Annotated in this window: 23 protein-coding genes; 7 read left to right on the forward strand and 16 right to left on the reverse strand. The window is 48.7% G+C overall.

Annotated features, from left to right (window positions below):
* Positions 1-148 precede the first annotated feature (148 nt).
* Positions 149-1,513, forward strand: a complete 1,365-nt coding sequence (locus tag HP568_RS09930) for a hemolysin family protein (protein WP_173628980.1) — start codon at positions 149-151, stop codon at positions 1,511-1,513.
* 71 nt (positions 1,514-1,584) lie between these two features.
* Positions 1,585-3,996: a UvrD-helicase domain-containing protein gene (locus tag HP568_RS09935; protein ID WP_173628981.1), complete on the forward strand. Its 2,412-nt coding sequence runs from the start codon at positions 1,585-1,587 to the stop codon at positions 3,994-3,996.
* 150 nt (positions 3,997-4,146) lie between these two features.
* Here the strand turns inward: HP568_RS09935 and fabI are convergent, their stop codons facing one another.
* The 3 genes from fabI to HP568_RS09950 form a co-directional block, all read right to left on the reverse strand.
* On the reverse strand, positions 4,147-4,920 hold the full coding sequence (gene fabI, locus HP568_RS09940; protein ID WP_056485666.1) for an enoyl-ACP reductase FabI: 774 nt from the start codon (positions 4,918-4,920) through the stop codon (positions 4,147-4,149).
* A 96-nt stretch (positions 4,921-5,016) separates the two neighbouring features.
* Positions 5,017-5,184: a hypothetical protein gene (locus HP568_RS09945; RefSeq protein WP_173628917.1), complete on the reverse strand. Its 168-nt coding sequence runs from the start codon at positions 5,182-5,184 to the stop codon at positions 5,017-5,019.
* A gap of 38 nt (positions 5,185-5,222) precedes the next feature.
* Complete coding sequence (locus HP568_RS09950; protein ID WP_173628982.1) at positions 5,223-5,948, reverse strand: ZIP family metal transporter; 726 nt, start codon at positions 5,946-5,948, stop codon at positions 5,223-5,225.
* A gap of 233 nt (positions 5,949-6,181) precedes the next feature.
* Between HP568_RS09950 and HP568_RS09955 the strand changes: the two genes are divergently transcribed.
* Together HP568_RS09955 and HP568_RS09960 are read left to right on the forward strand one after the other, a co-directional pair.
* A complete protein-coding gene (locus HP568_RS09955; RefSeq protein ID WP_048033892.1) occupies positions 6,182-6,799 on the forward strand; it encodes a MerR family transcriptional regulator in 618 nt (205 codons plus the stop codon).
* 154 nt (positions 6,800-6,953) lie between these two features.
* Positions 6,954-8,042: an HD-GYP domain-containing protein gene (locus tag HP568_RS09960; RefSeq protein ID WP_048033893.1), complete on the forward strand. Its 1,089-nt coding sequence runs from the start codon at positions 6,954-6,956 to the stop codon at positions 8,040-8,042.
* A 41-nt stretch (positions 8,043-8,083) separates the two neighbouring features.
* Here the strand turns inward: HP568_RS09960 and HP568_RS09965 are convergent, their stop codons facing one another.
* Complete coding sequence (locus HP568_RS09965; RefSeq protein ID WP_173628983.1) at positions 8,084-8,764, reverse strand: TerC family protein; 681 nt, start codon at positions 8,762-8,764, stop codon at positions 8,084-8,086.
* Positions 8,765-8,850: 86 nt separating this feature from the next.
* Between HP568_RS09965 and HP568_RS09970 the strand changes: the two genes are divergently transcribed.
* Together HP568_RS09970 and HP568_RS09975 are read left to right on the forward strand one after the other, a co-directional pair.
* A complete protein-coding gene (locus HP568_RS09970; RefSeq protein ID WP_015892281.1) occupies positions 8,851-9,372 on the forward strand; it encodes a hypothetical protein in 522 nt (173 codons plus the stop codon).
* 164 nt (positions 9,373-9,536) lie between these two features.
* Entirely contained in the window at positions 9,537-10,016 is a 480-nt protein-coding gene (locus HP568_RS09975; protein ID WP_048033895.1) for a chemotaxis protein CheW, read from the forward strand.
* Between the two features lie 36 nt (positions 10,017-10,052).
* Here the strand turns inward: HP568_RS09975 and HP568_RS09980 are convergent, their stop codons facing one another.
* From HP568_RS09980 to HP568_RS10010, 7 genes are all read right to left on the reverse strand, one after another.
* Positions 10,053-10,733: a hypothetical protein gene (locus tag HP568_RS09980; RefSeq protein WP_309142215.1), complete on the reverse strand. Its 681-nt coding sequence runs from the start codon at positions 10,731-10,733 to the stop codon at positions 10,053-10,055.
* A gap of 38 nt (positions 10,734-10,771) precedes the next feature.
* Entirely contained in the window at positions 10,772-11,368 is a 597-nt protein-coding gene (gene thpR, locus HP568_RS09985; protein WP_173628984.1) for an RNA 2',3'-cyclic phosphodiesterase, read from the reverse strand.
* Positions 11,369-11,432: 64 nt separating this feature from the next.
* On the reverse strand, positions 11,433-11,915 hold the full coding sequence (locus tag HP568_RS09990; protein WP_048035900.1) for a hypothetical protein: 483 nt from the start codon (positions 11,913-11,915) through the stop codon (positions 11,433-11,435).
* A 148-nt stretch (positions 11,916-12,063) separates the two neighbouring features.
* Positions 12,064-13,104, reverse strand: a complete 1,041-nt coding sequence (locus HP568_RS09995) for a hypothetical protein (RefSeq protein WP_048033898.1) — start codon at positions 13,102-13,104, stop codon at positions 12,064-12,066.
* Between the two features lie 3 nt (positions 13,105-13,107).
* The gene (surE, locus tag HP568_RS10000; RefSeq protein WP_173629012.1) at positions 13,108-13,929 is read right to left on the reverse strand and encodes a 5'/3'-nucleotidase SurE; all 822 of its coding nucleotides are present in this window, start codon (positions 13,927-13,929) and stop codon (positions 13,108-13,110) included.
* Between the two features lie 108 nt (positions 13,930-14,037).
* Positions 14,038-14,469: a tellurite resistance TerB family protein gene (locus HP568_RS10005; protein ID WP_048033900.1), complete on the reverse strand. Its 432-nt coding sequence runs from the start codon at positions 14,467-14,469 to the stop codon at positions 14,038-14,040.
* Between the two features lie 100 nt (positions 14,470-14,569).
* Positions 14,570-16,372: an SgrR family transcriptional regulator gene (locus HP568_RS10010; RefSeq protein WP_173629013.1), complete on the reverse strand. Its 1,803-nt coding sequence runs from the start codon at positions 16,370-16,372 to the stop codon at positions 14,570-14,572.
* Positions 16,373-16,506: 134 nt separating this feature from the next.
* Here HP568_RS10010 and HP568_RS10015 point away from each other — a divergent pair, with 134 nt between their 5' ends.
* Positions 16,507-17,730, forward strand: coding sequence for an MDR family MFS transporter (locus tag HP568_RS10015; RefSeq protein ID WP_173628985.1), 1,224 nt, complete (start codon positions 16,507-16,509; stop codon positions 17,728-17,730).
* Between the two features lie 10 nt (positions 17,731-17,740).
* On the opposite strand, the gene HP568_RS10020 is transcribed toward HP568_RS10015, so the two are convergent.
* The 5 genes from HP568_RS10020 to HP568_RS10040 form a co-directional block, all read right to left on the reverse strand.
* Complete coding sequence (locus HP568_RS10020) at positions 17,741-18,538, reverse strand: ABC transporter ATP-binding protein (protein ID WP_048033902.1); 798 nt, start codon at positions 18,536-18,538, stop codon at positions 17,741-17,743.
* Positions 18,531-19,466, reverse strand: coding sequence for an ABC transporter permease (locus HP568_RS10025; RefSeq protein WP_173628986.1), 936 nt, complete (start codon positions 19,464-19,466; stop codon positions 18,531-18,533). Before HP568_RS10025 ends, HP568_RS10020 begins: the two co-directional genes overlap by 8 nt.
* A 28-nt stretch (positions 19,467-19,494) precedes the next feature.
* Positions 19,495-20,547 (reverse strand): ABC transporter substrate-binding protein, encoded by a 1,053-nt coding sequence (locus HP568_RS10030; RefSeq protein ID WP_048033903.1) that lies wholly within the window; start codon positions 20,545-20,547, stop codon positions 19,495-19,497.
* 92 nt (positions 20,548-20,639) lie between these two features.
* Positions 20,640-21,644 (reverse strand): ABC transporter substrate-binding protein, encoded by a 1,005-nt coding sequence (locus HP568_RS10035; protein WP_048033904.1) that lies wholly within the window; start codon positions 21,642-21,644, stop codon positions 20,640-20,642.
* 131 nt (positions 21,645-21,775) lie between these two features.
* Entirely contained in the window at positions 21,776-23,095 is a 1,320-nt protein-coding gene (locus HP568_RS10040; RefSeq protein ID WP_173628987.1) for a hemolysin family protein, read from the reverse strand.
* Positions 23,096-23,178: the final 83 nt, after the last annotated feature.

Raw genomic sequence — 23,178 nt, forward strand, 5'->3', positions numbered from 1 at the left:
GTAACAAGAAAACCTGTAGCTTGGCTCATGAAAAGCTTATCCATTGCAGGTTTTAGATCGAATATTTATCCGTTTTTGGTCGTACATGTAAAATACCATTATCGTATCGGAGGTGAATTCTCCACCTTTCGCACTGCGGGAGGCGGAGGTGTGCTTGGAGAGTCCGATAGGGGAGATTACGCTGAATCTGCTGCTCGTGGTATTTTTGGTTCTTCTGAACGGCTTCTTCGTCGCAGCAGAATTCTCGTTGGTAAAAGTTCGCCAAACTCGTCTGACCCAGCTCGTCAGTGAAGGCAATAACAAAAGTGCCCGCTACGCGCAAAAAGTCACCCGAGAGCTCGACGCCTACCTGTCCGCCTGCCAGCTCGGAATAACGCTGGCTTCGCTGGGATTAGGCTGGGTCGGTGAACCCGCCGTCGCCCATTACGTCGCGCCCGTCATGGCATTTTTTCATTTCCCATCTTATTTGGTCGGTCCGACCTCACTTGCGATTGCCTTTGCTATCATCACATTTTTACATATCGTCTTCGGAGAGCTTGCGCCCAAGTCCTTGGCGATCCAAAAAGCGGAGGCCACTTCCCTATGGACTGCTGCACCGCTCATGTTTTTTTACAAGCTGAGCTATCCACTCATCTGGTTTTTAAACGGAGCAGCCAATTTACTGATCAGACGTCTTGGAGTAGAGCCTGCCACCGGAAACGAATCTGCTCATACAGAAGAAGAAATCCGCCTTCTTATGAACCAGAGTCATAAAAGTGGTCATATTGACCAGACCGAGATGGCTCTCGTCGACAATGTCTTCGTGTTTTCCGAACGTCTTGCCCGGGAAATCATGATCCCGCGGATTGAGATGATTTGCCTCTACGACGACAACACGTTTGACGAAAACCTCGAAATCATGAGAGAGTCCCGTCATTCACGCTTTCCTGTCGCCCATGAGGATAAGGACAGGCTGATTGGCTTTGTACACACGTCAGATTTTTACCTCTCTGCGCTAACGACAGGGAAAGCAGCGTTAACTGATTTTCTCCGTCCAGTATTGACGGTGCCGGAGTCCATGGAAATTAGCCACGTCTTGCGCTTAATGCAAAAGCGCCGTTCCCAGCTCGCCATCGTGATTGACGAATACGGAGGTACAGCAGGGTTGTTAACGATGGAGGACATTTTGGAGGAAATCGTCGGTGATATTCAGGACGAGTTCGATGAAAATGAGCGCCCTGAAATTGAAGAAAGCTCCAGCAATACACTCTCGGTTTCCGGCAAAACTCTCTTGACAGAACTGAATGATTACATATCGATTGAAGTCGTTTCCGACGAAGTCGACACCATTGCCGGATGGCTCTACAGCCAGTTAAATGAAGAGGTCGCGAAAGGCAAAACCGTCGCATTCCAAGGTTATCTTTTTGCGATCAGTGAACTGGAAAACCATCGCATTACACGGGTGAGCATCACGTATTTGGGAGCAGAAGATTCGTCTGCTCTTCCTGAGGACATCGTGTCGCTGCACTCCTAATCGAAAAGAACAACCATAATGGCAAGTGTCCCCTGCCGACAGGGGGCACTTCTTGTTTCCGAGGTGTCATGATGAACTACGCTTTACTAGACAACAACCCCATCCTGTTGCTACCTGAGAACTACAATCGCATACCGTTTTGGCGCATGGCTGCCCGGCAGGACAAGGTACGCTGTCCAGCCTGTGCATCGGCGCTTCGTCTTCATGCTGGCATTAGCTTTGAGCCGCATTTCTTCCACCCTGAAGGAGCAGAGTGCCCGCTTCTGACGGATAATGGTCCTGCTCCTCTCGATTCGCTGCAAGCGATCAATGAGACGGCTGCCACTGCCTTTCAGGCTGTCTTGGCTGCTACGGTCGAAAAGGATCACAGCGACGATCACACGAAAGAATCACTCGCTTTCTCAACCGAGGAGCACAACGAGGTATCCATAAACGAAGAAAATCCAGCCACCATCGGCTCCTTTCGCCTTCCGAAAAAGAGAACGATTGGCACGAGCACGACGCCGCCCCCGTCAGCTCCAAAGCCACCGATTTTCCGCAAACGCTTGATGCCTAAGAAGACCATCTCTCACATGGCTGAGCAAATGCGTGATCAATCGATGCATCCGGGACAACAGCAAGCGGTGCACGCTACCGAGGGGCCTTTTCTGATCCTCGCGGGAGCCGGAAGTGGCAAGACGCGCGTCATGACTGCACGCACGACTCACTTGATCTCAGAGTTGGGCGTCAAGCCGAATCAAATCATGGTCGTGACCTTTACGACCAAAGCCGCCGATGAAATTCGTCAGCGCATTGCCCGGCAACTGCCCGCTGGACAAGCACGTGAGCTGATCGCTGGTACGTTCCACAGTATCTTTTACCGAATGCTCCTGCATCACCAGCCAGAACGGTGGGATCAGCAGCGCCTCTTGAAAAAGGATTGGCAAAAATGGCGGTTGATGCGCGAGACCGGCGCACTGCTCGGTCATGATGATCTTGCCACGTTAAAAGAAACAGAGATCACCGAAGCACTCGGCATTGTCAGCCGTTGGAAAAACGAATACATCCTCCCCCATGAGGTCGCGTATCGGGAAGCGACGAACGATGCAGAAAAACGGGCGATCCAGCTTTATCCTCTTTATGAGGCCACGAAGAACAAGCATCAATGGTTTGACTTTGACGACATGCTCATTGGCTGCTACGAAATGCTGCGCGATGATCCAGGACTCCTGCGCCGTTATCAGGAACGCATCACCTATGTGATGGTCGATGAGTTTCAGGATATCAATCGCATTCAGTATGAGACGGTCAAGCTGCTCGCCGCTCCACAGAACAATTTGTGTGTCATCGGGGATGACGACCAGTCTATTTACGGCTTTCGCGGCAGTGATCCGCAGTACATCTTGGGCTTCACCAAAGACTTTCCGCAGGCGTCGACATTTACACTCGAGGTCAACTACCGTTCCCATTCCTCGATTGTCAGTCTTGGCTACTCGCTGATTGGTCACAATCGGGAGCGTTGGGCAAAGGAATGTCAGTCCTTTCATCGCGAGGAAGGCGATACGTATTTATTCGAGCCGGAAGACGAAGAAGAACAAGCTTCCCGGATCGTCGATGAAATTAACCATCGTCGCGAGCAAGGAGCCCTATTGGGTGAATGCGCGATCTTGTACCGGACCAATGAATCTGCACGCCCCATATTGGAGCGCCTGAGCGAAGCAGGGATTCCTTTTCATTACACGCAAGAGGAGGATTCCTTTTACCAACGCCAGACGGTTCGCTGGACACTGAATTATTTGCGGCTCGCGTTAAACCCGGATGACAGCGATGCGCTAAAAGAAATATTGTCGACCCTCTACATCTCAGCCGAAATGTGGAATGCCTTGCGCAGTCAAGCCATCATCGAGGACAAGCCGATTCTGCACGTTCTTCCGCATTTGACACAGCTCAAACCGTATCAGCGCAAGCACATGCTGCTAATCAATGAGATTCTCACCGCGTGCAAGGATGTTCCACCTGCTCAAGCGTTGGAGCTCATCTATGAGGATGGCAAACTCCGCGACTATCTAAAAAAACGTGCGAAAGACCGGGAAGATGGCCGGGAACGTTGGAGCGATGAGCTTCAGCAAATACTGGCAGCTTCCAAGCGCCATGCGACAATTAGCGATTTTTTGGCTTATATCGATCAAATGGCGCGACAAGAAAAAGAGTGGCGCACGATGCGACCACTCCCGGACGAAGCTGTTCATGTTTTAAGCATCCATCGGGCAAAAGGTCTCGAATACGACCACGTCTTCTTGCCCGATCTGGTAGAAGGTGCCCTTCCTCATGAGTACACATTGGATGAGCTGCGAAAAGGCGGCTCCGGTGCGCTTGAAGAAGAACGCCGTCTCTTATACGTCGCGATTACCCGGGCCCGTCACAGCTTGTGTATCGGTATCCCCCGGGAGCGATTCGGACGAAAGACCCGCACCTCCCGCTTCATCGCCGAGATGGGCAGGTAAGTACTGAAAGCCGCCGCCCATATAAATCAAGAACTCTTCCATGTTCGTAATCAATGGAAACATGAAAAAACAGGCCCCCTTTCACGCATTTTGGGTATAGTATGCGAGAAAGCGGGGCCTGTTATTCTTTTTCGGGAAAATTACTTCTGGTTAGCCGCCCATAATGCTGTAGCCAGCATCGACGTGCAGAATTTCACCTGTGATTCCCCGGGAGAGATTGCTGAACAAGAAGAGAGCGGTGTCGCCTACTTCCGATTGGTCAATCGTGCGGCGCAATGGCGCTTTTTCCTCAATTTCCTTCAGTACGGTGTTGAAATTGCGGATTCCTTTTGCAGCAAGCGTACGGATTGGACCAGCGGAGATCGCATTGATACGAATGTTCTCTTTGCCCAGGTCGTTTGCCAAGTAACGAACAGATGCATCAAGCGCTGCTTTGGCTACACCCATTACGTTGTAGTTTTGAATCACGCGCTCACCGCCAAGGTAAGTCAAGGTCACGATGCTTCCGCCCTCGGTCATCAACGGACGAGCAGCACGAGCAACTGCTACCAGGGAGAATGCGCTAATGTCTTGTGCCAGCGCGTATCCTTCGCGGGATGTGTTGACATACTCGCCTTCGAGCTCTTCGGTTTTCGCAAACGCGATGCAATGCGCTAGGCCATGAATAACGCCCACTTTTTCTTTGATCACAGCAAAAGCCGCTTCGACGTCCTCATCCTTCGTGACATCGCAATTCACCAACAGCGACTCTACTCCCAATTTTTCCGTGAGTGCCGCCACGTTTTCACGCAAACGCTCCCCTTGGTACGTAAAAATCAGATTCGCTCCAGCATTATGTAAGGATTGCGCAATTCCCCAGGCAATGCTGCGGTGGTTTGCTACGCCCATGATGACGATGTTCTTTCCTTGCAACAATGTATTCATTATGTATCTGCCCCTTTCCCAACTTATTCCCCTGCATTATAACCGATCTTGTCCATGGATACGAGAGGATAAACGAGAGGGGCAGTACAAAAACATTTAATCGGTACTTCCGGCCTGATCGGTTAGCACAGGTAGCGCGTCAGAGGTAGCCCACGATTCCTGCAATGGATTCAACGATGTCCCCATGACCGGGAATTCAGTCAGTGACTGCAAGAGATCGTCTGTTTGCATTTGCTCCTGATGGTTCATACTGTCAGTCCACACTCCTTCCTCCAGACTAGACTGGCTAGGAATGAGACCTTTTATGCATGCAAGTGGTTCGCGTGCAAATAGGCAGACAAAATCAGATACACCGCCATGGCACCAACAAAATAAACGCCGTACTGTGCCTTTTTGGTTTGGCCGATATAAGGGACGAGATGGCTGGCCGATACATACAAGAATATACCTGTTGTCATGGCCAACATAATGCCAGACCAATTCGGTGGAAACATTTGCTCGGCAAAACCAAAGCTGAGAGCTCCTGCAATCGTCGCGATTCCAAGCGATGTGGCCCCCAAAAATGCCTTCTTTCTCGAATTGGTCGCTGCCAGTAAAAGAGAGGCAATGGTCACACCATCCGGAATTTTATGCAGCAGCATCGCCACCAACACGGATACCGCTACTTCTGAATCCATCCGCAGGCTAGCGACTAATGAGACCCCTTCGACAAATGCATGCAATAAAAAGCCCGTCATGACCCCAATGATTCCCGTGGAGCCAAATTCTCCGCTCGATTTGCTGATTAGTTCCAGAGCAAAAAGCGTCACAAAGCCAACGAGCACAAATGGCATCAACCACAAGCTCTTGTCAGAAAAGACATGTGGCATCAAATCTAGCAGCGTAATCGCCAGCAGTAGCCCAGCCCCTGCACTGATCATCGCGAACAATGCCTCGGATGACCAGGCACGCAGACATAACAGCAGTCCCCCGATACTGCTCGCCAAGGCAGCAGTCAAAAGGACAATCCAGAAAACAGATTGCATCATCCGGTCCTCTCCTCACCCAACGAGCAAAAACATGCTTACTCCTTCCATATGTACGCGCCTGTCCCGGTCATTATGAGCAGACAACCAAATTTGACAAATTACGACGACCTGTCCGAATCGGACGAAAGATCACTAGTTTTTAGAACCTTTGTCGATTCTCTCTTACCCGGAAAATTTTGGTGCTATAATGAGTCCACCGGGAATACCGAGAGGAAAAAAAGGAGTGATTCGGGATGGATGTACAAGTTTGGATGGCTTCAAAAGAGGTAGCTGATCGCCTTGATGTGCATGTTCGTACACTGCGTAACTGGCTGGACTTGTTCGTACCTGCTCAGGAACGTCTGAAAAATCCGCAGGGTCACTATTTGATCAGCGAAGCAGGGTTTGAACTGCTCAAGGAAGTAAAGGAAAGAAAAGACAACGGCAACAGCTCGTTAAAAGATATTCAGCGCCAACTGATAGAGGAAGGTCGCCTGTCCGAGGAAATGCTCCTGGAAGAAGAACTAACAAGCGCGGAAGAAACCGCCGTTACGATCAGCGCCACAAACAAGCTGGGAACGGGCATGCGAGAAGTAGAATTGACGGTCCACGAGACACTCGTCCAATTTCAGCAGGAGCTCACACAGCTCTCCTCTATGAATCATATGCAAACGACCATTTTACAAAAGATTGCGGACATTGAAGAAATGCAAGAATCCCTTCGCTTGGAAATGCGTCGCGTTACTTTTGAACTGGATCTCATGCAGCAGCGCTTGACTCGTCGCAAGGAGCGCTATGCCCGCTACGAGCCTCGCTGGTCACTCAACCCTTTCCGCTGGTTTACACGTTCCGATCGCGCAGCCGAGCAATAATCCTATTATTTTGATAAGGAAAAAAGTGACAATTGAGAGAAGTACCTCAACAACGGTAGTCTCCCATGTTCTACTGTGATAAAATGGAACTACATGAACTGACTGAAAAGCAGGACTATTTACATTCCATAAAAAAAGGACTGGGGCTTTCGTTGTGAGAAAATTGCATATTACTTCGGTAAAGCCGGGCGATGTTATCGCCAAGAGCGTGTTCCAAGAAAATGGGAATGTTCTGTTGGGGATCGGGGTACAACTAACCTCCCGTTACATTGAACGGCTTGTTCAATTGGGAATTGATACCCTTTACATTCAAGACAAGCACACAGAAGATATCATGCCCGAAGATGTAATCCGCGATGAGACGCGTAAAGAAGCCGTGGATGCCGTGTACAAAACGATGACCACCCTCATGGATCAGCCGCAGATCAAGCGCCGTACGTCTGCACCTGATTTCGGGAGCAGTTTTCAAAAGGTGTTTCGGGAAATCTTTCAAGATTTGAGCAGTCGCAAAGATATCTTGGTCAACCTGTCCAGTCTTCACGTGTTGGATGGTTACCTTTTTCACCACGCTGTCAATGTCGCCGTTCTGTCTGGTGTGGTAGGGATGGCCAAAGGCTACAACCAGCAGCAGATGATGGAGTTGGGGATTGGTGCGCTTTTGTTCGACATCGGCATGACACAGGTTCCTAAGGAGCTCTGGACCATGCGTACCGAGCTAAGCGCAGAAGAACGACAACGTGTACAATATCATACGGAAGAAGGCTTCCATATTTTGCGGAATCAACATAACATCTCGGTCGTCTCCGCACACTGTGCGCTACAGCACCACGAGAGATACAACGGAACAGGATATCCCCGTCAGCTCTGTGAGAAAAACATTCACGAGTATGCGCGCATCGTTGCAATTGCTGATGTTTACGATGCCTTAGTTTCCCCGCGTCCATTTCGGAAAAGCTATTCGCCGAGTGATGCTACCGAGTACTTGTTCGCTACAGGAAACACCTATTTCGACCTCGACCTGCTCAAGCTATTCCTGCAGCACGTCGCCATTTATCCAATTGCTTCCACTGTATTGCTAAGTACAGGGCATACGGGGGTCGTTTCCAAGGTGAATCCATTGGCAGTGAATCGACCGACGATCCGTATTCTTACCAATGAAGATGGCTCTGAAGTAGCGAGCACCTATGAAATCGATCTCTACGATAAAGAATGGATGAGCGTGACGATCGTCAAAACCTTATAGGCATAAGATCAAGCTGAGATTCATTATTCATCTCAGTTTTTTCATGCGTGGGTACGTGTTGTTTTCGTACGTTGCAAATATCCCGCAACTAACACGAGAGCGGCCAATCCAATTTTGATCGCATATTCGAGCCAAAGCCTCCCTGCGATCCACTCATGTACCGCATCTTCCATGAGAATCATATTCGCCGCTGTCACAGCCAGGACACCTGAACCAACATAAACAAGCCATACAAAGCGCTCCATCGCTTTTAGAATGAGCTGACTGCCAAAAATCATGAGAGGCACACTGATTACCAGGCCCAACACGATGAGGACGATATCTCCTTTGGCAGCCCCTGCAATAGCGAGTACGTTATCCAATCCCATCATCACATCTGCTACGACAATCGTCTTGACCGCTTGAACCAAGTCTTCACTCGAGCTGATCGCTTCCTCTCGCTCGTCCTCGCGTAACAGGTTGTAGCTGATCCATAGCAGGATAACTCCGCCGATCATGTACAGATACGGGATTTGCAGCAAATAAACAGCAAGAATCGTAGCAATCACGCGTACGATGATAGCAAGAAACGTCCCCCACAATATGGCTCGTTTTCGTTGTTCGATAGGAAGCTTCCGACAAGCGATGGCAATAACCACGGCATTATCTCCACTTAATACGAGGTTGATGGTAATGATGAGTAGCAGTGACGAAAAAAAAGCAGATTCAAACAAAGGATGCACCCTCCCTGAACTTTTTGAGCCCTACTCGCCACCCTTGTATGGTGCCCCCGATTTTTTGTATGATGGTAACGAGGAGGGTTGTCGAAATGTCGAAACAATTCGTTATAGAAGCGATCATGTTGGCTATCTACGGGGAGTTGATGGTCCCATCGCAACCAGTAGAATATCTGATACCCGCGTCGACAATCTATGAATTGGACGAATTTATCCAGAGTCCTGAACCTATCATGCCCTACTCTGCTGATGATCAGTATGTCCGGCGGATTATGAAAGAAATGAGCCAATTTTTTGCCGATCCATTCAATCGCAAGCGAATGGAAAAAGGACTGATAGCCCCATGGTCCAAGGTTCCCTTTTCTTTTCCGAACGGTGTGACCCTGACAGTCGTAAAAGTGGAGGACAACGCCATGTGGGGGGAGATATTTGATCCCGTAGAGACACAGCTATTGTTGACGGCCATGAAATTTGAGGCCCCACTTCTCACAGACCAGCCTGATTATCAGGATCGGATATTGGAATATATCGTGCCTGTTCAATTTTACGATGTGGATGATTTTGATTTCGCTCTCGAGCAAGGAATCTCATTGAACGACCTACGTGAACCATAAGCAAGAAAACAGACCGACGAGCCTGACGCTTGTCGGTCTGTTCTTTTTCGTCCAACATCAAGCGCTGGTGTCTTTGCCTGTCACAAAAAAACGTCCTGAGTAGGTTTGTCCATGGTACAATATGGGTAAAGACATGGAAAGCGGTTCGGGGAGGAATTGTGCACATGGAAATGACGAAAAGAAGCAACGGTTCGGATTGGGAGGCAGAAGCAACTGTTGACCAACAGATTTTGTTTAAAATGGGGAATGAATATTACGGACTATCTATTTCACTCGTACGTGAGATCATCAAGCCGCTGCCCATTACACGTTTTCCAAAATCTCCACCTTATGTCGAAGGAGTTATTGATCTGCGTGGACGGATCTTACCGATAATCAACTTGCGGAAAATGTTTGATTTGGAACCTTTGGAGGAAACGGATGATACTCGCTTTGTCGATTTGCAGATGGATGGGTTGAACATCGGGATTATCGTGGATGCGGTCTCTGAGGTCATGAATATTCCGCAGAACTTGATCGAGCCTGCCCCACCCATTATCGCTGGTGTAGAGGGCAAGTATTTGCAAGGCATTGCCCGTTTGAACGACAAGCTGATCATGCTGCTCGATGTGGATGAAATTTTTGGACAGTGGAAAAAGAAGTAAGGGAAAGTGTAAAGCCCAGTGCGATGATGCACTGGGCTACTCTCTTCCTCCGCTTGCTAAATACGCATAGTTTACCCATACCATCTCTTCGATTCCCAAAATTTCTTTGAACAGGTCAACCGAGTCGTACAACAATGAAGCTCCTGTGTCGTCATCGACGTTCGTCAACAACTGCAAATCGAAAAGGGAACGCAACTGCTGAATCTGCTTCGGACCCACGATCCGACTAAATGACTGCGGCTTGATACGTGTGATCCCTTTACCTACCTCGCGCCGATACAACTCCGAACGCACTACCCTCTCCAGTATGTCTTCATACTTTTGCCGAACGTCCTCGCTGTCTACGATTCCTTCCTGCAGGTCAATCTCTGGATAAAGCCTACCAAACTCGGCTTCCGCCATTTCTACATCGAGCGAGTAGCTGATAGTCGCTGACGCAACCTCGAAGCCTGCATCGAACAAGCGAAAGCCCCAGCCGTTGTCCTCAGCGTCATGAAACCAGAGGAGAGGTACGAATTGCTTGGACAGTCTCAGCAAAAAATCAAGCGTCGTACAGGTTTCCAGCCACTCATCCTGCAGGAAAAATGCATTCCAGTCGCTGTTGACGTTTCTGTGGAAGTGTGGCTGCTCTGTCTTGGATAAGGCAATCAGTACTTTCGGTTCGTATTTGCGTGGATAAAGAATGCCGGTCGTGAACTCACCCATCCGGTTTTCCACCGCTTTCTGGAAGGCTTCCCTGATCCTTTCTTCTTAGTCTATTCAGGCAACGCTTGTTTTTTGCTGTGATCTTTATCAAACGTGCTCGTGTGGATCATCGTATGTACCGCTCCCTCCGGTAACAGCTCGGAACGATACAAATGAAAATGCCGTGCCTTCCATTGTGGCGGCTCCTGCGCTAAATAACGTTCATTCCAATCCAGGAGGGCCAACTCATCACCGTTGCAATGCGGACCGCGCGCCAGCGTAATATGCGGCCGGTACCGTTTCCGATCGTAGGACAAGCCTTCGTGCAATTCGAACCGTCTGCCCAACAATAAATGGAGCTGGTTGAGAGGAGAAAGTTGGCCACGCAGTCCCAGCCAGAGAACACGTGGATGCAGGGCATTCGGAAAAACCCCGAAGCTGCCAACACGCAGGGTAAAAGGCTGGATAATCGCGCTGACGATATCCATATCCTCACAGATTGCGGGTACGAGTGACTCATCCACCTCTCCAAGAAAATGCAGAGTCAAATGCAAATTAGCGAGAGACTGCCACCTGTCCGCCTTCACATCTTGCTTCAACCGTTTTTGAACATCGGCAATATAAGCGGCAGCCTCAGTTGGAATATCCAATGCTATGAATAAGCGCATTTCTGTCCTCCTTCGAAAAAAATAGCCCTCCTGTGACGGAGAGCCATTTATCTTTTATGCCGCGTTAGGCAGCCATCATCTTTCCGGTTACGATTCCCAAAACACTCCTGACGTATTCCGCAAGACGGTTCGATCCAGGCTGGTAGGTAAAGCGCAAGGTCAGCTCGCTATGACCGACATGACCAGCGGGAGGGATATTCCAGAAGTACTCTGCTTCCCCGTATAAATACTCTTCAATGCGCTGCTTCTTTCCTTCGATATCGATACTCGGATCATGCGTCAAGGAAAACTTCATCATGACAGAAAACGAATCTGTCCAAACGTGATCGCGCTTATGTAATTTCCCATGGATAACTACTAAACCGGCGTCTCCCCACAGATTGTACTCGAGCAAAGCCTGAAACTGAGGATGTACCTGCAGCTCCAGGGCCGGAAGCCCTCCTTCGATCGTAAGTGTATGACGTTGTGCCAGTTGCTCAATCTCCCCTTGAAAACGGTGGGCGCATTCAGAAACAGCTTGGAACAAATTGGGTTCAACAGCGTACATCGTCGTCACCTCTCCCAATGGATTGTCTGTCTTACCTAATTCGAATTCCCTCTTGTCATATCCTTTGTTGAAAAATGACTTATTTACCCATATTTCATCGAAGACTAAAAAATTCCCGGGAGAATCTTTTTTCACAATCTCTCAACAATTACAGGTATGGGACAGACATTCCTGGAAACGCTTTCGCAAACACCTGCGCGAGATGCTTCTGTACATCTTCATCCAGCTCCAAATGATAGAGGCGACCGCTCTCATAGCGCAATAGTGGATAGGCGCCTACCTGCAAGGGTGATGCGTCCTGCGTCTGCACATACTCCGGCAAGGTCATCAAAAAGCGCGAGAAAGGATTCGCCTCATCCTCTGACATGTGAACGACCTCGAACAAATGCGAGAGGCTTGGCGTCAACACGATCATCGCGTAATCGCCCGCTTCCGCAGCCCATACGGTAAAGGACGTATCCCGGACCTCGCTGCGGGCGTGCCTGCGCATGACCCATACTGCTTGCTGCACAGTACTCATCAATAAATGCTGCGCTCCTTCTTCACCATGGACATCTCTCATCTGCTTGTAACGCAATACGAAGGCCATCCCCGATTCTGTAAACACAGATGCAGGCAAGCTCATCGCTGGGATGCTTTCGGTCTCTTCCTCACGCACCTGCACCTCTTCTGGAAGTGTATCGGGTGTTCCCTCATATAGCGCTTGAATCATCTCGCGTGTACGAGCCACTTCCCCTGGGGAAAAAGAAATCGACTCGGAATAGATATGGGTTAGCTCACGATCCGTATAAGCCAAGTAGTGCAAAGAAGTATAAGGCTGCTCAATCAATCTCAAGGCCATGCTTCGCTCTTCAGCACGCGCTATATCGAACGTCAAGGGAAAACCAAGTGGATTCAGCGGGTCCGACAGTGTCCAAATGACAGCGAGCAGCTTATTTTGATACGTCTTGAACTCGAGCGAAACGGCATCTCTTGTCTGCTCGCTGAAAGCATCCACCGATTCGAATACTAAATACAGCTCCACCTCACCTGTGCCGCTAAGACGGACAAAGTAAGGAAGTCCCTCTTCTTCTGCCAGCTTGTACAAATCGTGATAAACTACGGGATCGAGTACCTCTCCCTGCGTTGAATCGTCAGGAGAACACTGGCTGTCATCAGGAGTTAGCGGAGGAAAAAAGTCGTCGTTCATCCGTTATTCCTCCTGTTTTCCCCAAGCTTTTAGCAATGCCCAATTGTCCATTTGTTTTAAGAGAGTCCGATCTGTCGCGTCAATGTGGACAGGGGTAATCGCAATATAGCCATGCTTGAGCAAATCATAGTCCAGCGGCTCCGCTAGTGGCATGACTTGAGGATACTCGCGTGCCAAATAATATCCTTCTGCTTCTTCACTATATTTGTCTTCATAGTGGTTCATGGACAAGGTAGCCGGAACCATTCCTTTCACCTCAGCCAGCGGTACATGCGGGATATTAATATTCCAAAATACCTCTGACGCCAATTCTCCTTTGACCGCACGATCGCTGAATTCTTTTACGATTGGACGAATCATCTCCACAACTTCGCCGTAGTTGTCTTGATCGAACCAGTTATCATAGGAAAGAGCAACTCCAGGAACACCCAAAATTACCGCCTCCCTGGCACCGCTGCACGTACCGGAGTAATAAATATCACGTCCGAGATTCGTCCCGACGTTAATCCCCGAGAATACGATATCCGGCTTTTTCCCATGTTCAAACAGGAGATGGTAAGCCGCTTTTACACAGTCTGCAGGGTTGCCATTGACCGCCCACGCTTTCACAGGCATTCCGTAAAAATCTCGCTGTTCAGGCGCGAGTGCACTGCGATAAGTGATTCCGTGTCCGACCCCGCTTTTCTCTTCAACCGGTGCCACGATATAGACTTCCGCTCGCTCCAAAGTGAGCAAAGCTTCTACCAATCGTTTGATACCAAGAGCATCGATCCCATCATCATTCGTAACCAAAATCCGCAAAATAGGGTCTCCTCCTTCATCCATAGCGTTGCCACTCGCTGAGACGTTATTTTTCTTATTGTACTGTAGAAAACGAGGCTGCGCCACGCTTCCACCTAAAACAAAAGGACCCCAATCATATTGGGGCCCCGGCTATTCACCTACAATATCTTTCCAGCGTTCGCGCCAAACAATCCCTTCACGAATCCACTCTTCTACTTGACGCTGCTTTTCCTCCGAGATTCCGATCAGGCATGCGATACGGGCAATCTCTTTTGTCTCCGACGGTGATAGCTTCCGATCGATCAATGCCATGTGGTAGAGCTTGCGCATCATAACGAGCTTTTCAGCCTGCGTCATGGCTACCAGATCTTCCACGATGACCTCCGGACGCTTCGGATAGTCCATATCATCCATTAAAATTTGTCGTTCTTTCAATGTAAAATGCTCCGAATTCACGATTTCATGAATACGATCCATTTCTTTATTTCCTATATAACCGTCGGCGTGTCCGACGCAGATCATCAAGCGAATGGACGCAAACAAAATGTGTTTGTCCTTTTCGATTTTGGTATACACCGGCATGGTTCCTCCTCAAAAAACTTTATGAGCATAATAAATAACTACATATGATAATACGATGTAAAACGAAAGCGGTTTCACATAATTATGTGACAAATTTATGCTATTCCCTCACAAAAATGCGTCTGAAATCAATCCAGCCATAGGCATCCAGACTTACACCGGATAAACGCGGATGTGCAAGCATTTCTACCCGATTCGAATACAGCGGGACAAACGTACTGCAAGCCGCAAGAGTTTGCATGATGATGTCCACGCATGCTTGTCGGTCTTGTGCCGTTTGGACGCACGACATGCGGTTCATCCAATGCGCGATCTCTTTCTTTCCATGCGGATCTAAATGATGAGAAATACTCAACGCACCCGCGTATAGAAATTCTCGTAAAGACAGCTCTGCCCTTTCATCTACATTCGCACTATCCACAACCAAATCTGCGTCTCGTAATAACGAAGGCAAGGCAAGCTCCTCCGGGGATGCGTACCTGATCTCTATGGCAATTCCGTATTCCTCGCACGTTTTCTGAATCCACTGGGCATCTTCTATATGATCGGAATCTGGATACGTATAGAGCGACAGTGCCTCTCCCAGATACCCGCTCTCTTTGAATATACGAACCAGCTCCTGTGAATCCGGCACCTCTCTTTTTCCTTGGAACAAATCCGTATTACCCCAGATGACTGCATGCTCCCTCGTTCCCTGTAGCTCTTGTCTCAAGGCTTGTCCACAAAGGATAGCAACCAGGAGACTTCGAAGCTCGCTATGTGACAGCGGGCCATTTTTTGCTCCATTCAAACTGACGTATTGAAAACATTCTTCCAATCTGCCAACGTCACTCCATGCTAGAAAGCTCGTATCACGATGATCATCCAACGCCGTTACGGATAACAAGCCCTCATCTGCCTGTGCTTCTGCTGCCATTCCAGGAACGCACCAGATTTCGATTCGGTCCAAGAACGGCCTTCCCCCAAAATAAGGCGTGAACGCTTCTAGCACGATCATGGAATCGTCGTTGCGGACTACTCGAAACGGCCCCGTTCCTACTGGCATTTTAGCAAATTGCTCCCCCATCTCCAGAACGTAATCACAGGGGACAATTGACATATATTCCTTGCTCAGTGCCTGTAAAAACAATTCATCCGGCCTATGCAAAGAGATCGTCAATACGTAGTCATCTTTGACGGTAATCGATTCAATTGAAGCGGCTAGCCAGCGATGTTTAAAGGAATGCTCCATCAAACGAAGTAAAGAAAAGCGCACATCATCAGCAACAAGTGGGCGGCCATGATGGAATAAAACACCTTTCCGCAAGTAAAAAGTCCACTGCTTTCCTTCTTCACTCGCCTCCCAATAAAAAGCGATAGCGGGTTCAATCCGTCTCGTGCATGGATCAAACCGGACCAGAGAATCAAATAGCTGCTTGACCATATGTGACTCGGAGCGCAGGAGAATATGAATCGGATCAAGCCCTGCAAATGGTCGACTGTAAAACAAACGCAAGGTATCAACTCTGCCCTTACTTCCCTTTTCCCGCTTCACACGATGTCCAAACTGACTATTCATCCATCGTGAAAATTTTTCACCCAAAACAGGCAAATTTCTCCCTTTTTCCTCGATCATATCCCGTGCAGCACGAATCTCCCCTTTTTGCACGAGTTCCTTGGCTACGCTCATAATCAGGTCTTCGGGCACAAGCAAGCACGTCAATACAGATCGATTTCCTCGCCCTCTCCCCGGCTGCCAGACTATCCATCCCTGGCTTTGCATTTTTTTCAAGGTCAAGGTCGCATTCCGCAATGTACAAAACAAAAGGGAAGCAACTTCAGCTAACGATATGTCAAGCGGATTCCCTATCGCTTCAGTAGGTCGACCCGCACATAAGCGCATGTATTGTTCAACGAGTTGCATCTTGCCACCACCAATTTCCTCATAAAACATGAAAAAGCTATACGCCTAATCGTACGCTTTTTCTCCGGTCTTTGCCACCTTACAATTCTAAAAACACCAACTAACCGGAAAAAGCCGAAAGAAAGGATTTTCTTATGTCACACATCCCTCATGCACTGCGTCGAGTCTTTGCTGCGTATCCGACACTCCTCTGGGTCCGTTTGTTCGGCGAAACGCTTACCTCTTTATCCAGCGCCATGATCGCCCCGTTTCTCGTCTTGTACTTGAGCGAGAACATCGGCGGCTCTGTCACTATGACCATGCTCGTCATTGGTTTGCAGCCCTTCTCCGAGATTTTGCTGACGCTATTTGCCGGTGGCATCACGGACCGTTATCGCCGTAAAACGATCATGCTACTCGCCTTGTTTCTACAAGGCTTCGCCATGCTGGGAATGGCTTGGGCAGACTCTATACTGGGCTTTGCGATCCTGTATATCATCAACGGTGCTGGTCGCTCCTTGTTTATCCCTGTCAGCCGTGCACATCTCGCTGATACGATTTCCTCCACACAAATGGCTGGTGCTTTTGCCCTTCTCAATACTTCCAGCAGTATCGGGGCAGCATTGGGACCTTTAGTCGGTGTCATCATTTATAAGTACGATCCTGCTATGGCATTTTTATTTACTGCGATCTCGCTATTGATCTATGCTTTTGCCGTCTGGTGGAAAATACCGCAAACCCCACTGCCAGAAGCTCCCGTCGAAGAAGCAGCAGACGTACGTTCACGCGGCTCCTGGCATGTTTATCGACCAGCCCTTGCCATTATGATGCTGGCTTTGCCGATCAGTCTGTTTTACGCGCAAACCGAAACGAACCTCCAGCTTCATCTGAAATACACGCTGCCAGACTATTTGCAAACACTCGCCTTGCTCATTGCGGTAAAAGGGGTCATGTTGCTTCTGTTCGAGTATTTGCTCGTCAAATGGACCCAGCACTTGCCAGCCCGCCTGTTGATTAGTGGCTCGTACATTTGTTTTCTCATCGTATCCTTGGGCTACGCCTTTATTGACAACGTACCTGTCCTTCTCGCTTTGCAAGTGTTACTCGTCATCGGAGAGAGTATTGGTCTGACGCAATTGATGGCCTTCGTCACACGGATATCACCTGTCACAATGCGCGGGCGGTACTTCGCAATAACAGGAACACACTGGGATATTTCCCGCATGTGCGGACCGTACTTGGGCAGCCTTGTCTTGCTGCACTATGGCGGCACGCTGCTTTTCACCATTGTCGCAGGCATTCTCTTAATCGGTGCCGGATTCATATACGTGTATCTTTCCAACAACGAAAAAGCCTCCCCGCTTGAACAGGAAGGCTGATTCGACCCAATTAGGTTAACAAAAAGCGATCTTCACTGAAGCTTTCTCCACCGCGGGCTGTTTCGAATGCTCGAAGCAGATCCTGCGGTTTCATCGTCCGTTTTTTCTCATCCGGAATGTCGAGGATGATTCCCCCATCGTGGAGCATCAACAGACGATTCCCCATGTTCAACGCTTGTTCCATATTATGCGTGACCATGATCGTTGTCAGTTTATAGCGCTCCACGATTTTTTCCGTTAAATCTACAATCAACTGCGCCCGTTTCGGGTCAAGCGCTGCTGTATGCTCATCGAGGAGCAAAATCTTCGGCTCTGTGAAGGTAGCCATCAACAGACTAAGCGCTTGACGCTGTCCTCCCGAGAGAAAACCAACTTTGGTCTTCAAACGGTTCTCCAGCCCTTGATCCAACTGCTTGAGCTGCTCGCGGAACAGCTCTCTCTTCTGGTTATTCACCCCAAATCCAAGTGTACGGCGTTTCCCCCGCCCCAAAGCGATTGCCAGATTTTCCTCAATCGTCATGTTCGGCGCTGTACCTGCCATTGGGTCCTGAAACACACGGCCGATCAGACCTGCGCGTTGGTGCTCCGCCAAGCGCGTGACATCTTTGCCGTCAATTGTAATGCTACCGTTATCTGGCGTCAGTCCACCGGAGATCATGTTCATCATCGTCGATTTACCGGCACCATTACTACCGATAACGGTGATGAACTCTCCTTTCTTTACCTGCAGATTGACGTTTCGAAGCGCGATCTTTTCATTCACAGTTCCTGCGTTGAATACTTTGTTGACGTTTGTAATTTTAAGCATCGCTGCTTCCTCCCCTTGCCGTGCGTCCCGCTTGCTTTTTCCAAATGCCTTTTGCCACAGTTGGAACTGTCAGGGCAAAGATAACAATCAGGGCAGTAATCAGCTTCATGTCAGAAGGATTAAGCCCTGCATCCAGAGCCAGTGCAATGACCAAGCGGTACACAATCGAGCCGAGAATGACAGCAAGCGTCACTCGGAAAATCGAAGAACTGCCAAACAAAACTTCCCCGACAATAACGGAAGCGAGACCGATGACGATCATCCCGATCCCCATCCCTACATCCGCAAAGCCTTGGTATTGGGCTACCCACGCACCAGCTAACGCTACCAAGCCATTGGAGAGAGCCAAACCGATGATCGTAGTCGAATCCGTGTTTACCCCAAAGCTGCGGATCATCTTCGAGTTGTCACCTGTCGCCCGCAAATCCAGACCCATATCCGTATGCAGGAACCAGTCAATGATGAGCTTCAACACCATGACCCCTACGATAAAGACGATTGCTACACCAGACAGCAAGGTAACTCCACCTACGGCCAGGTTTGGAATGCCCATATCCTTCACATAAGTGAACAGGGTATCCTCCCGCAAAAGAGGCAGATTCGCTTTCCCCATGACACGCAAATTGATTGAGTACAAAGCGATCATCGTCAAGATCCCCGCCAAAAGTGCGTTAATCTTTCCTTTGGTATGCAAGATGCCCGTAAAAGCTCCTGCCAGACCACCTACGATGAAAGCCAGCAGAGTAGCCAAAAACGGATTGGTTCCATCGATAATGAACTTGGCTGCGATTGCGCCTCCCAAGGCAAAACTACCATCTACGGTCAAGTCAGGAACGTTCAGGACACGGAAGGTCAGATATACACCGAGAGCCAAGATACCAAATAGTAAACCTTGCTCAATGGCTCCCATTACTGCCAGTTGATTCATAGAAGAAATCCTCCAATTACTGCATTTATTACTCGATCACTTGTCCAGCACGGTCGAGCATGGCTTGCGGAATCGTCACACCCATTTTTTCCGCTGCTTTCTTATTCAATACGAGCTTCATGTCTGCTTGCACTTCTACAGCCATATCAGCTGGCTTCGCTTCACCCTTCAGGATTTTTGCTGCCATATCGGCAGTTTGCTCGCCCAGCTTCGTGTAGTCGATCCCGTAAGTGGCAATCGCTCCGCTCTTCACAGAGTTTTCTTCCCCTGCGATGACCGGAATTTTTTGTGCTTCCGCTACACCGATAACAGCTGCAATCGAAGATACAACCATGTTGTCAGTCGGTACGTAGAAAGCATCTACTTTGCCCACCATGGACTCAGCGGCTTGCTTCACTTCTGTCGCGCTCGTAATCGCTGCTTCTTTGATTTCTAAACCAAGCTTGCCGGCTACAGCTTTTGCCGCATCTACCTGTACTTTGGAGTTGACTTCACCAGAACTATAAATGATTCCAACAGATTTCGCATCAGCTTTCATTTCTTTAATCAGCTTCAATTGCTCTTCGACAGGGTTCATATCCGATGTACCGGTTACGTTGGCTCCCGGCTTGTCCATCGCAGCTACGAGACCAGCTTCTACCGGGTCTGTTACCGCAGTAAACAGGATCGGAATCTCTTTACTGGTTTGTGCAGCAGCTTGTGCCGTTGGAGTCGCAATGGCCAACACCAAATCTACTTTGTCAGCCTCGAATTTTTGGGCAATCTGAATGGCTGTATCCATGCTCGCTTGAGCGGATTGCACATCGATTTTTACTTGCTTGTCTTTTTCGTAGCCGTTTTTAGCCAGTTGGCTGATAAAGCCCTCTCTTGCTGCATCCAAAGCAGGGTGTTCAACGAATTGGGCAATGCCAATTGTCAACTGCTTGGTTTCAGACGGAGCAGGTGCCGTCGTAGTTGCAGGAGCTGGTGTAGAATTGTTTGCAGGGGTAGTGCTTTGCTGTCCACAAGCGGTAACAGACAAAAGCAATAAAGGAAATAAAAAACTCTGAAAAATTTTAATACTCTTCTTTTGTTTGAACATTTAGTGAATTCCCCCTCGTGAATTTTTTTCTACAATTTTAACATGGATAAAACGGTTTTAAAAGAATAAAAAGAGAGCATGACGCTCTCTTTTTACTTGATGATTTCTTTCGCCTGTTGTTTGAGTGCCTCAGAAATAGTGAGCCCAAACTTTGCAGCAGCTGTTTCATTAATATACAAATCAGCTTGTTTCGAAATCTCTACAGGAGTATCAGCAACAGTTTGCCCTTTTAAGATACGGGCAGCCATATCGCCTGTTTGTTTACCGATTTGGTAGTAATCAATCCCGTAAGTAGCAACCGCTCCACGTTTCACTGTATCGGTATCAGAAGCAAATACAGGGATTTTGTTTTCCTCTGCTGCTCCGAGTACCGCTTCAAAGGAGGATACGACGGTGTTGTCAATTGGGATAATAATGGCATCTGCTTTACTAGCGAGCCCTTGAGCTGCCAGCTGCACTTCGGATAACTGTGAAATGCCTGCCTTGATGATTTCTACGCCTTCTTTTTGCGCTGCGTCTTCCAATTCCTTGACCTGTACCTCTGAATTAATTTCGGAGGTCGTATAGATCACGCCCAGCTTTTTCAGCTCAGGCAGGAAGGTTTTCACCAGCTTTAATTGTTGTTCCATCGATACTTTATCGGACGTCCCGGTGACATTTTTGTCTGGCTTTTCCAGACTGCCAACCAGTTGAGCCGAGATCGGGTCTGTTACGGAACTGAAAACAACAGGTTTGTCAGCAATCGCCTTGGCTGCAGCCTGAGCGGATGGCGTCGCAATCGCTACGACAATATCCTTTTTATCTCCGGCATACTTCTGTGCGATCGAGACGGTATTGTTCATGTCACCATGGGCGTTCTGGGAGTCTACCTCCAAGTTCTTGCCCTCTTCGTAGCCAGCATCCTTCAGACCATCCAAAATTCCTTTATGAATAGCATCCAGCGCAGGGTGCTCCACAAATTGTGTCAGCCCCAGCTTCACTGTTTGCCCTTGGCCTGTCGTTGCTGCTGTCTCTGTTTTCCCACCTGTTTCGTTGCCACATGCTGCCAAAGAAAACGCCAGCAATGCGGTCAGTACCATACTGACTGCTCGTCTCATCTGTACTTCCTCCTCTAGTCTCTACTCTCAGCTGCTCTAATCACCCTAAGCAATTAGGCTCATTGCCATCTATGCAACTTGTGTCCCATTATAGCAATTATATGACGCATTGAGAAGCCCCCTTTCCTCACTTACGGGGAACTGATTTCTTCCTCTGCTTTGCCGATTTTCTTTGCATATACCCTAGTGATTCTGTAATGGTCGACTTCTCCCACGACAAATTCGTACATCCCCTCTTTTACTCGATCCCCCACGCGCGGCGGATGATCGATTTGCATGTAAATCCAGCCTGCTAGCGTATCGACATCGCTCGACTCCAATTCAATGTCCAGATAATCGCCCACTTCTTCCAGTAGCATACGTCCGTCTAGTGACAGCATCCCGTCACTGCGTTCCACCTCCGGGCGCTCGTCGTCGAACTCGTCTTGAATGTCACCAACAATTTCTTCCATTATATCCTCGAGGGTCACCAGCCCGGCAGTGCCCCCATACTCGTCAATGATAATCGCCATTTGTCCTCGCTGTTTTTGCAGCATGGTCAACAACCGGCTGATCGAGATCGTCTCCGGTACCGTCAAAATAGAACGCATGAAGGTCTGAAGGTCATGGCTCTCTCCTTCTAATAGCCCAGTCAGCATATCTTTAATGTGCAGGCTGCCTACTACATGATCCTTGTCACCATCCACTACTGGGTAGCGGGTAAACCGCCCGTTTTGGACATGCTTGACGTTTTCGTCAAAGGGATCGCGCAGGTTCAAGACAACCATATCCGTACGCGGAACCATAATTTCTCTTGCCATCGTCTCCGAGAAATCAAAAATATTATCGACCAGCATCAGTTCGGTTTGATCAATCAAGCCGCTTTTATGACTTTCATTGACAAGAATGCGAATCTCTTCTTCTGTATGTGCTTCCTGATGCGGCTCCAAGGATATATGAAAAAGCGCAAGAAAACGGCTCGCGGACCAGTTCAGCATTTGAATAAAGGGATACATGATTTTGTAAAAGAGCTGGATCGGCTTCGCTACTGCCAATACTACCTTTTCGGAGTATTGAATAGCCAATGTCTTCGGAGCCAGCTCCCCCAGAACGATATGCAAAAACGTAATCACCGAAAAAGCGATAATAAAGGAAATACTGGTAACAACCGTTTCATTTAAATGGAAATAACGAAAAACTGGATGCAAGAGATGCGCGATGGCAGGCTCTCCCAGCCAACCGAGCCCTAATGAAGCGAGCGTAATCCCGAGTTGGCACGCGGAGAGATAGGCATCCAAATTGTGCAGGACCCTCTCGACGTCAACAGCACGCTTGTTTCCTTCCGCTGCAAGCTGGGCAATGCGCGATTCCCTTACTTTTACGATCGCGAATTCAGTCGCAACAAAGAACCCGTTCAGGAGTACGAGGATTATGACCAAGATCAAATTAAACAAGCTTCCCCAAATTGCCATGCTCCCCGCCGTCCTTTCCGTCCATGCTTTGGGATATTGTTTCCCATCCTCGCTAAAATGTTACCTGTTCGTTTTTCTTTCTT

Origin of the sequence: Brevibacillus sp. MS2.2, assembly GCF_013284345.1 — a bacterium.
Lineage (GTDB): Bacteria > Bacillota > Bacilli > Brevibacillales > Brevibacillaceae > Brevibacillus > Brevibacillus brevis_C.

Bases quoted from the DNA above. Each gene is read 5' to 3' on its own strand.
- HP568_RS10010 (WP_173629013.1), bottom strand. From the start codon at position 16,372: ATGCAACTCGTTGAACAATACATGCGCTTATGTGCGGGTCGACCTACT.
- HP568_RS09975 (WP_048033895.1), top strand. From the start codon at position 9,537: ATGGAAATGACGAAAAGAAGCAACGGTTCGGATTGGGAGGCAGAAGCA.
- HP568_RS10030 (WP_048033903.1), bottom strand. From the start codon at position 20,547: ATGTTCAAACAAAAGAAGAGTATTAAAATTTTTCAGAGTTTTTTATTT.
- HP568_RS10020 (WP_048033902.1), bottom strand. From the start codon at position 18,538: ATGCTTAAAATTACAAACGTCAACAAAGTATTCAACGCAGGAACTGTG.
- HP568_RS09990 (WP_048035900.1), bottom strand. From the start codon at position 11,915: ATGTACGCTGTTGAACCCAATTTGTTCCAAGCTGTTTCTGAATGCGCC.
- fabI (WP_056485666.1), bottom strand. From the start codon at position 4,920: ATGAATACATTGTTGCAAGGAAAGAACATCGTCATCATGGGCGTAGCA.
- HP568_RS10005 (WP_048033900.1), bottom strand. From the start codon at position 14,469: ATGCCGGTGTATACCAAAATCGAAAAGGACAAACACATTTTGTTTGCG.
- HP568_RS09950 (WP_173628982.1), bottom strand. From the start codon at position 5,948: ATGATGCAATCTGTTTTCTGGATTGTCCTTTTGACTGCTGCCTTGGCG.
- surE (WP_173629012.1), bottom strand. From the start codon at position 13,929: ATGGATGAAGGAGGAGACCCTATTTTGCGGATTTTGGTTACGAATGAT.
- HP568_RS10015 (WP_173628985.1), top strand. From the start codon at position 16,507: ATGTCACACATCCCTCATGCACTGCGTCGAGTCTTTGCTGCGTATCCG.
- HP568_RS09935 (WP_173628981.1), top strand. From the start codon at position 1,585: ATGAACTACGCTTTACTAGACAACAACCCCATCCTGTTGCTACCTGAG.
- HP568_RS10035 (WP_048033904.1), bottom strand. From the start codon at position 21,644: ATGAGACGAGCAGTCAGTATGGTACTGACCGCATTGCTGGCGTTTTCT.
- HP568_RS10025 (WP_173628986.1), bottom strand. From the start codon at position 19,466: ATGAATCAACTGGCAGTAATGGGAGCCATTGAGCAAGGTTTACTATTT.
- HP568_RS09970 (WP_015892281.1), top strand. From the start codon at position 8,851: ATGTCGAAACAATTCGTTATAGAAGCGATCATGTTGGCTATCTACGGG.
- HP568_RS10040 (WP_173628987.1), bottom strand. From the start codon at position 23,095: ATGGCAATTTGGGGAAGCTTGTTTAATTTGATCTTGGTCATAATCCTC.
- thpR (WP_173628984.1), bottom strand. From the start codon at position 11,368: ATGCGCTTATTCATAGCATTGGATATTCCAACTGAGGCTGCCGCTTAT.
- HP568_RS09955 (WP_048033892.1), top strand. From the start codon at position 6,182: ATGGATGTACAAGTTTGGATGGCTTCAAAAGAGGTAGCTGATCGCCTT.
- HP568_RS09995 (WP_048033898.1), bottom strand. From the start codon at position 13,104: ATGAACGACGACTTTTTTCCTCCGCTAACTCCTGATGACAGCCAGTGT.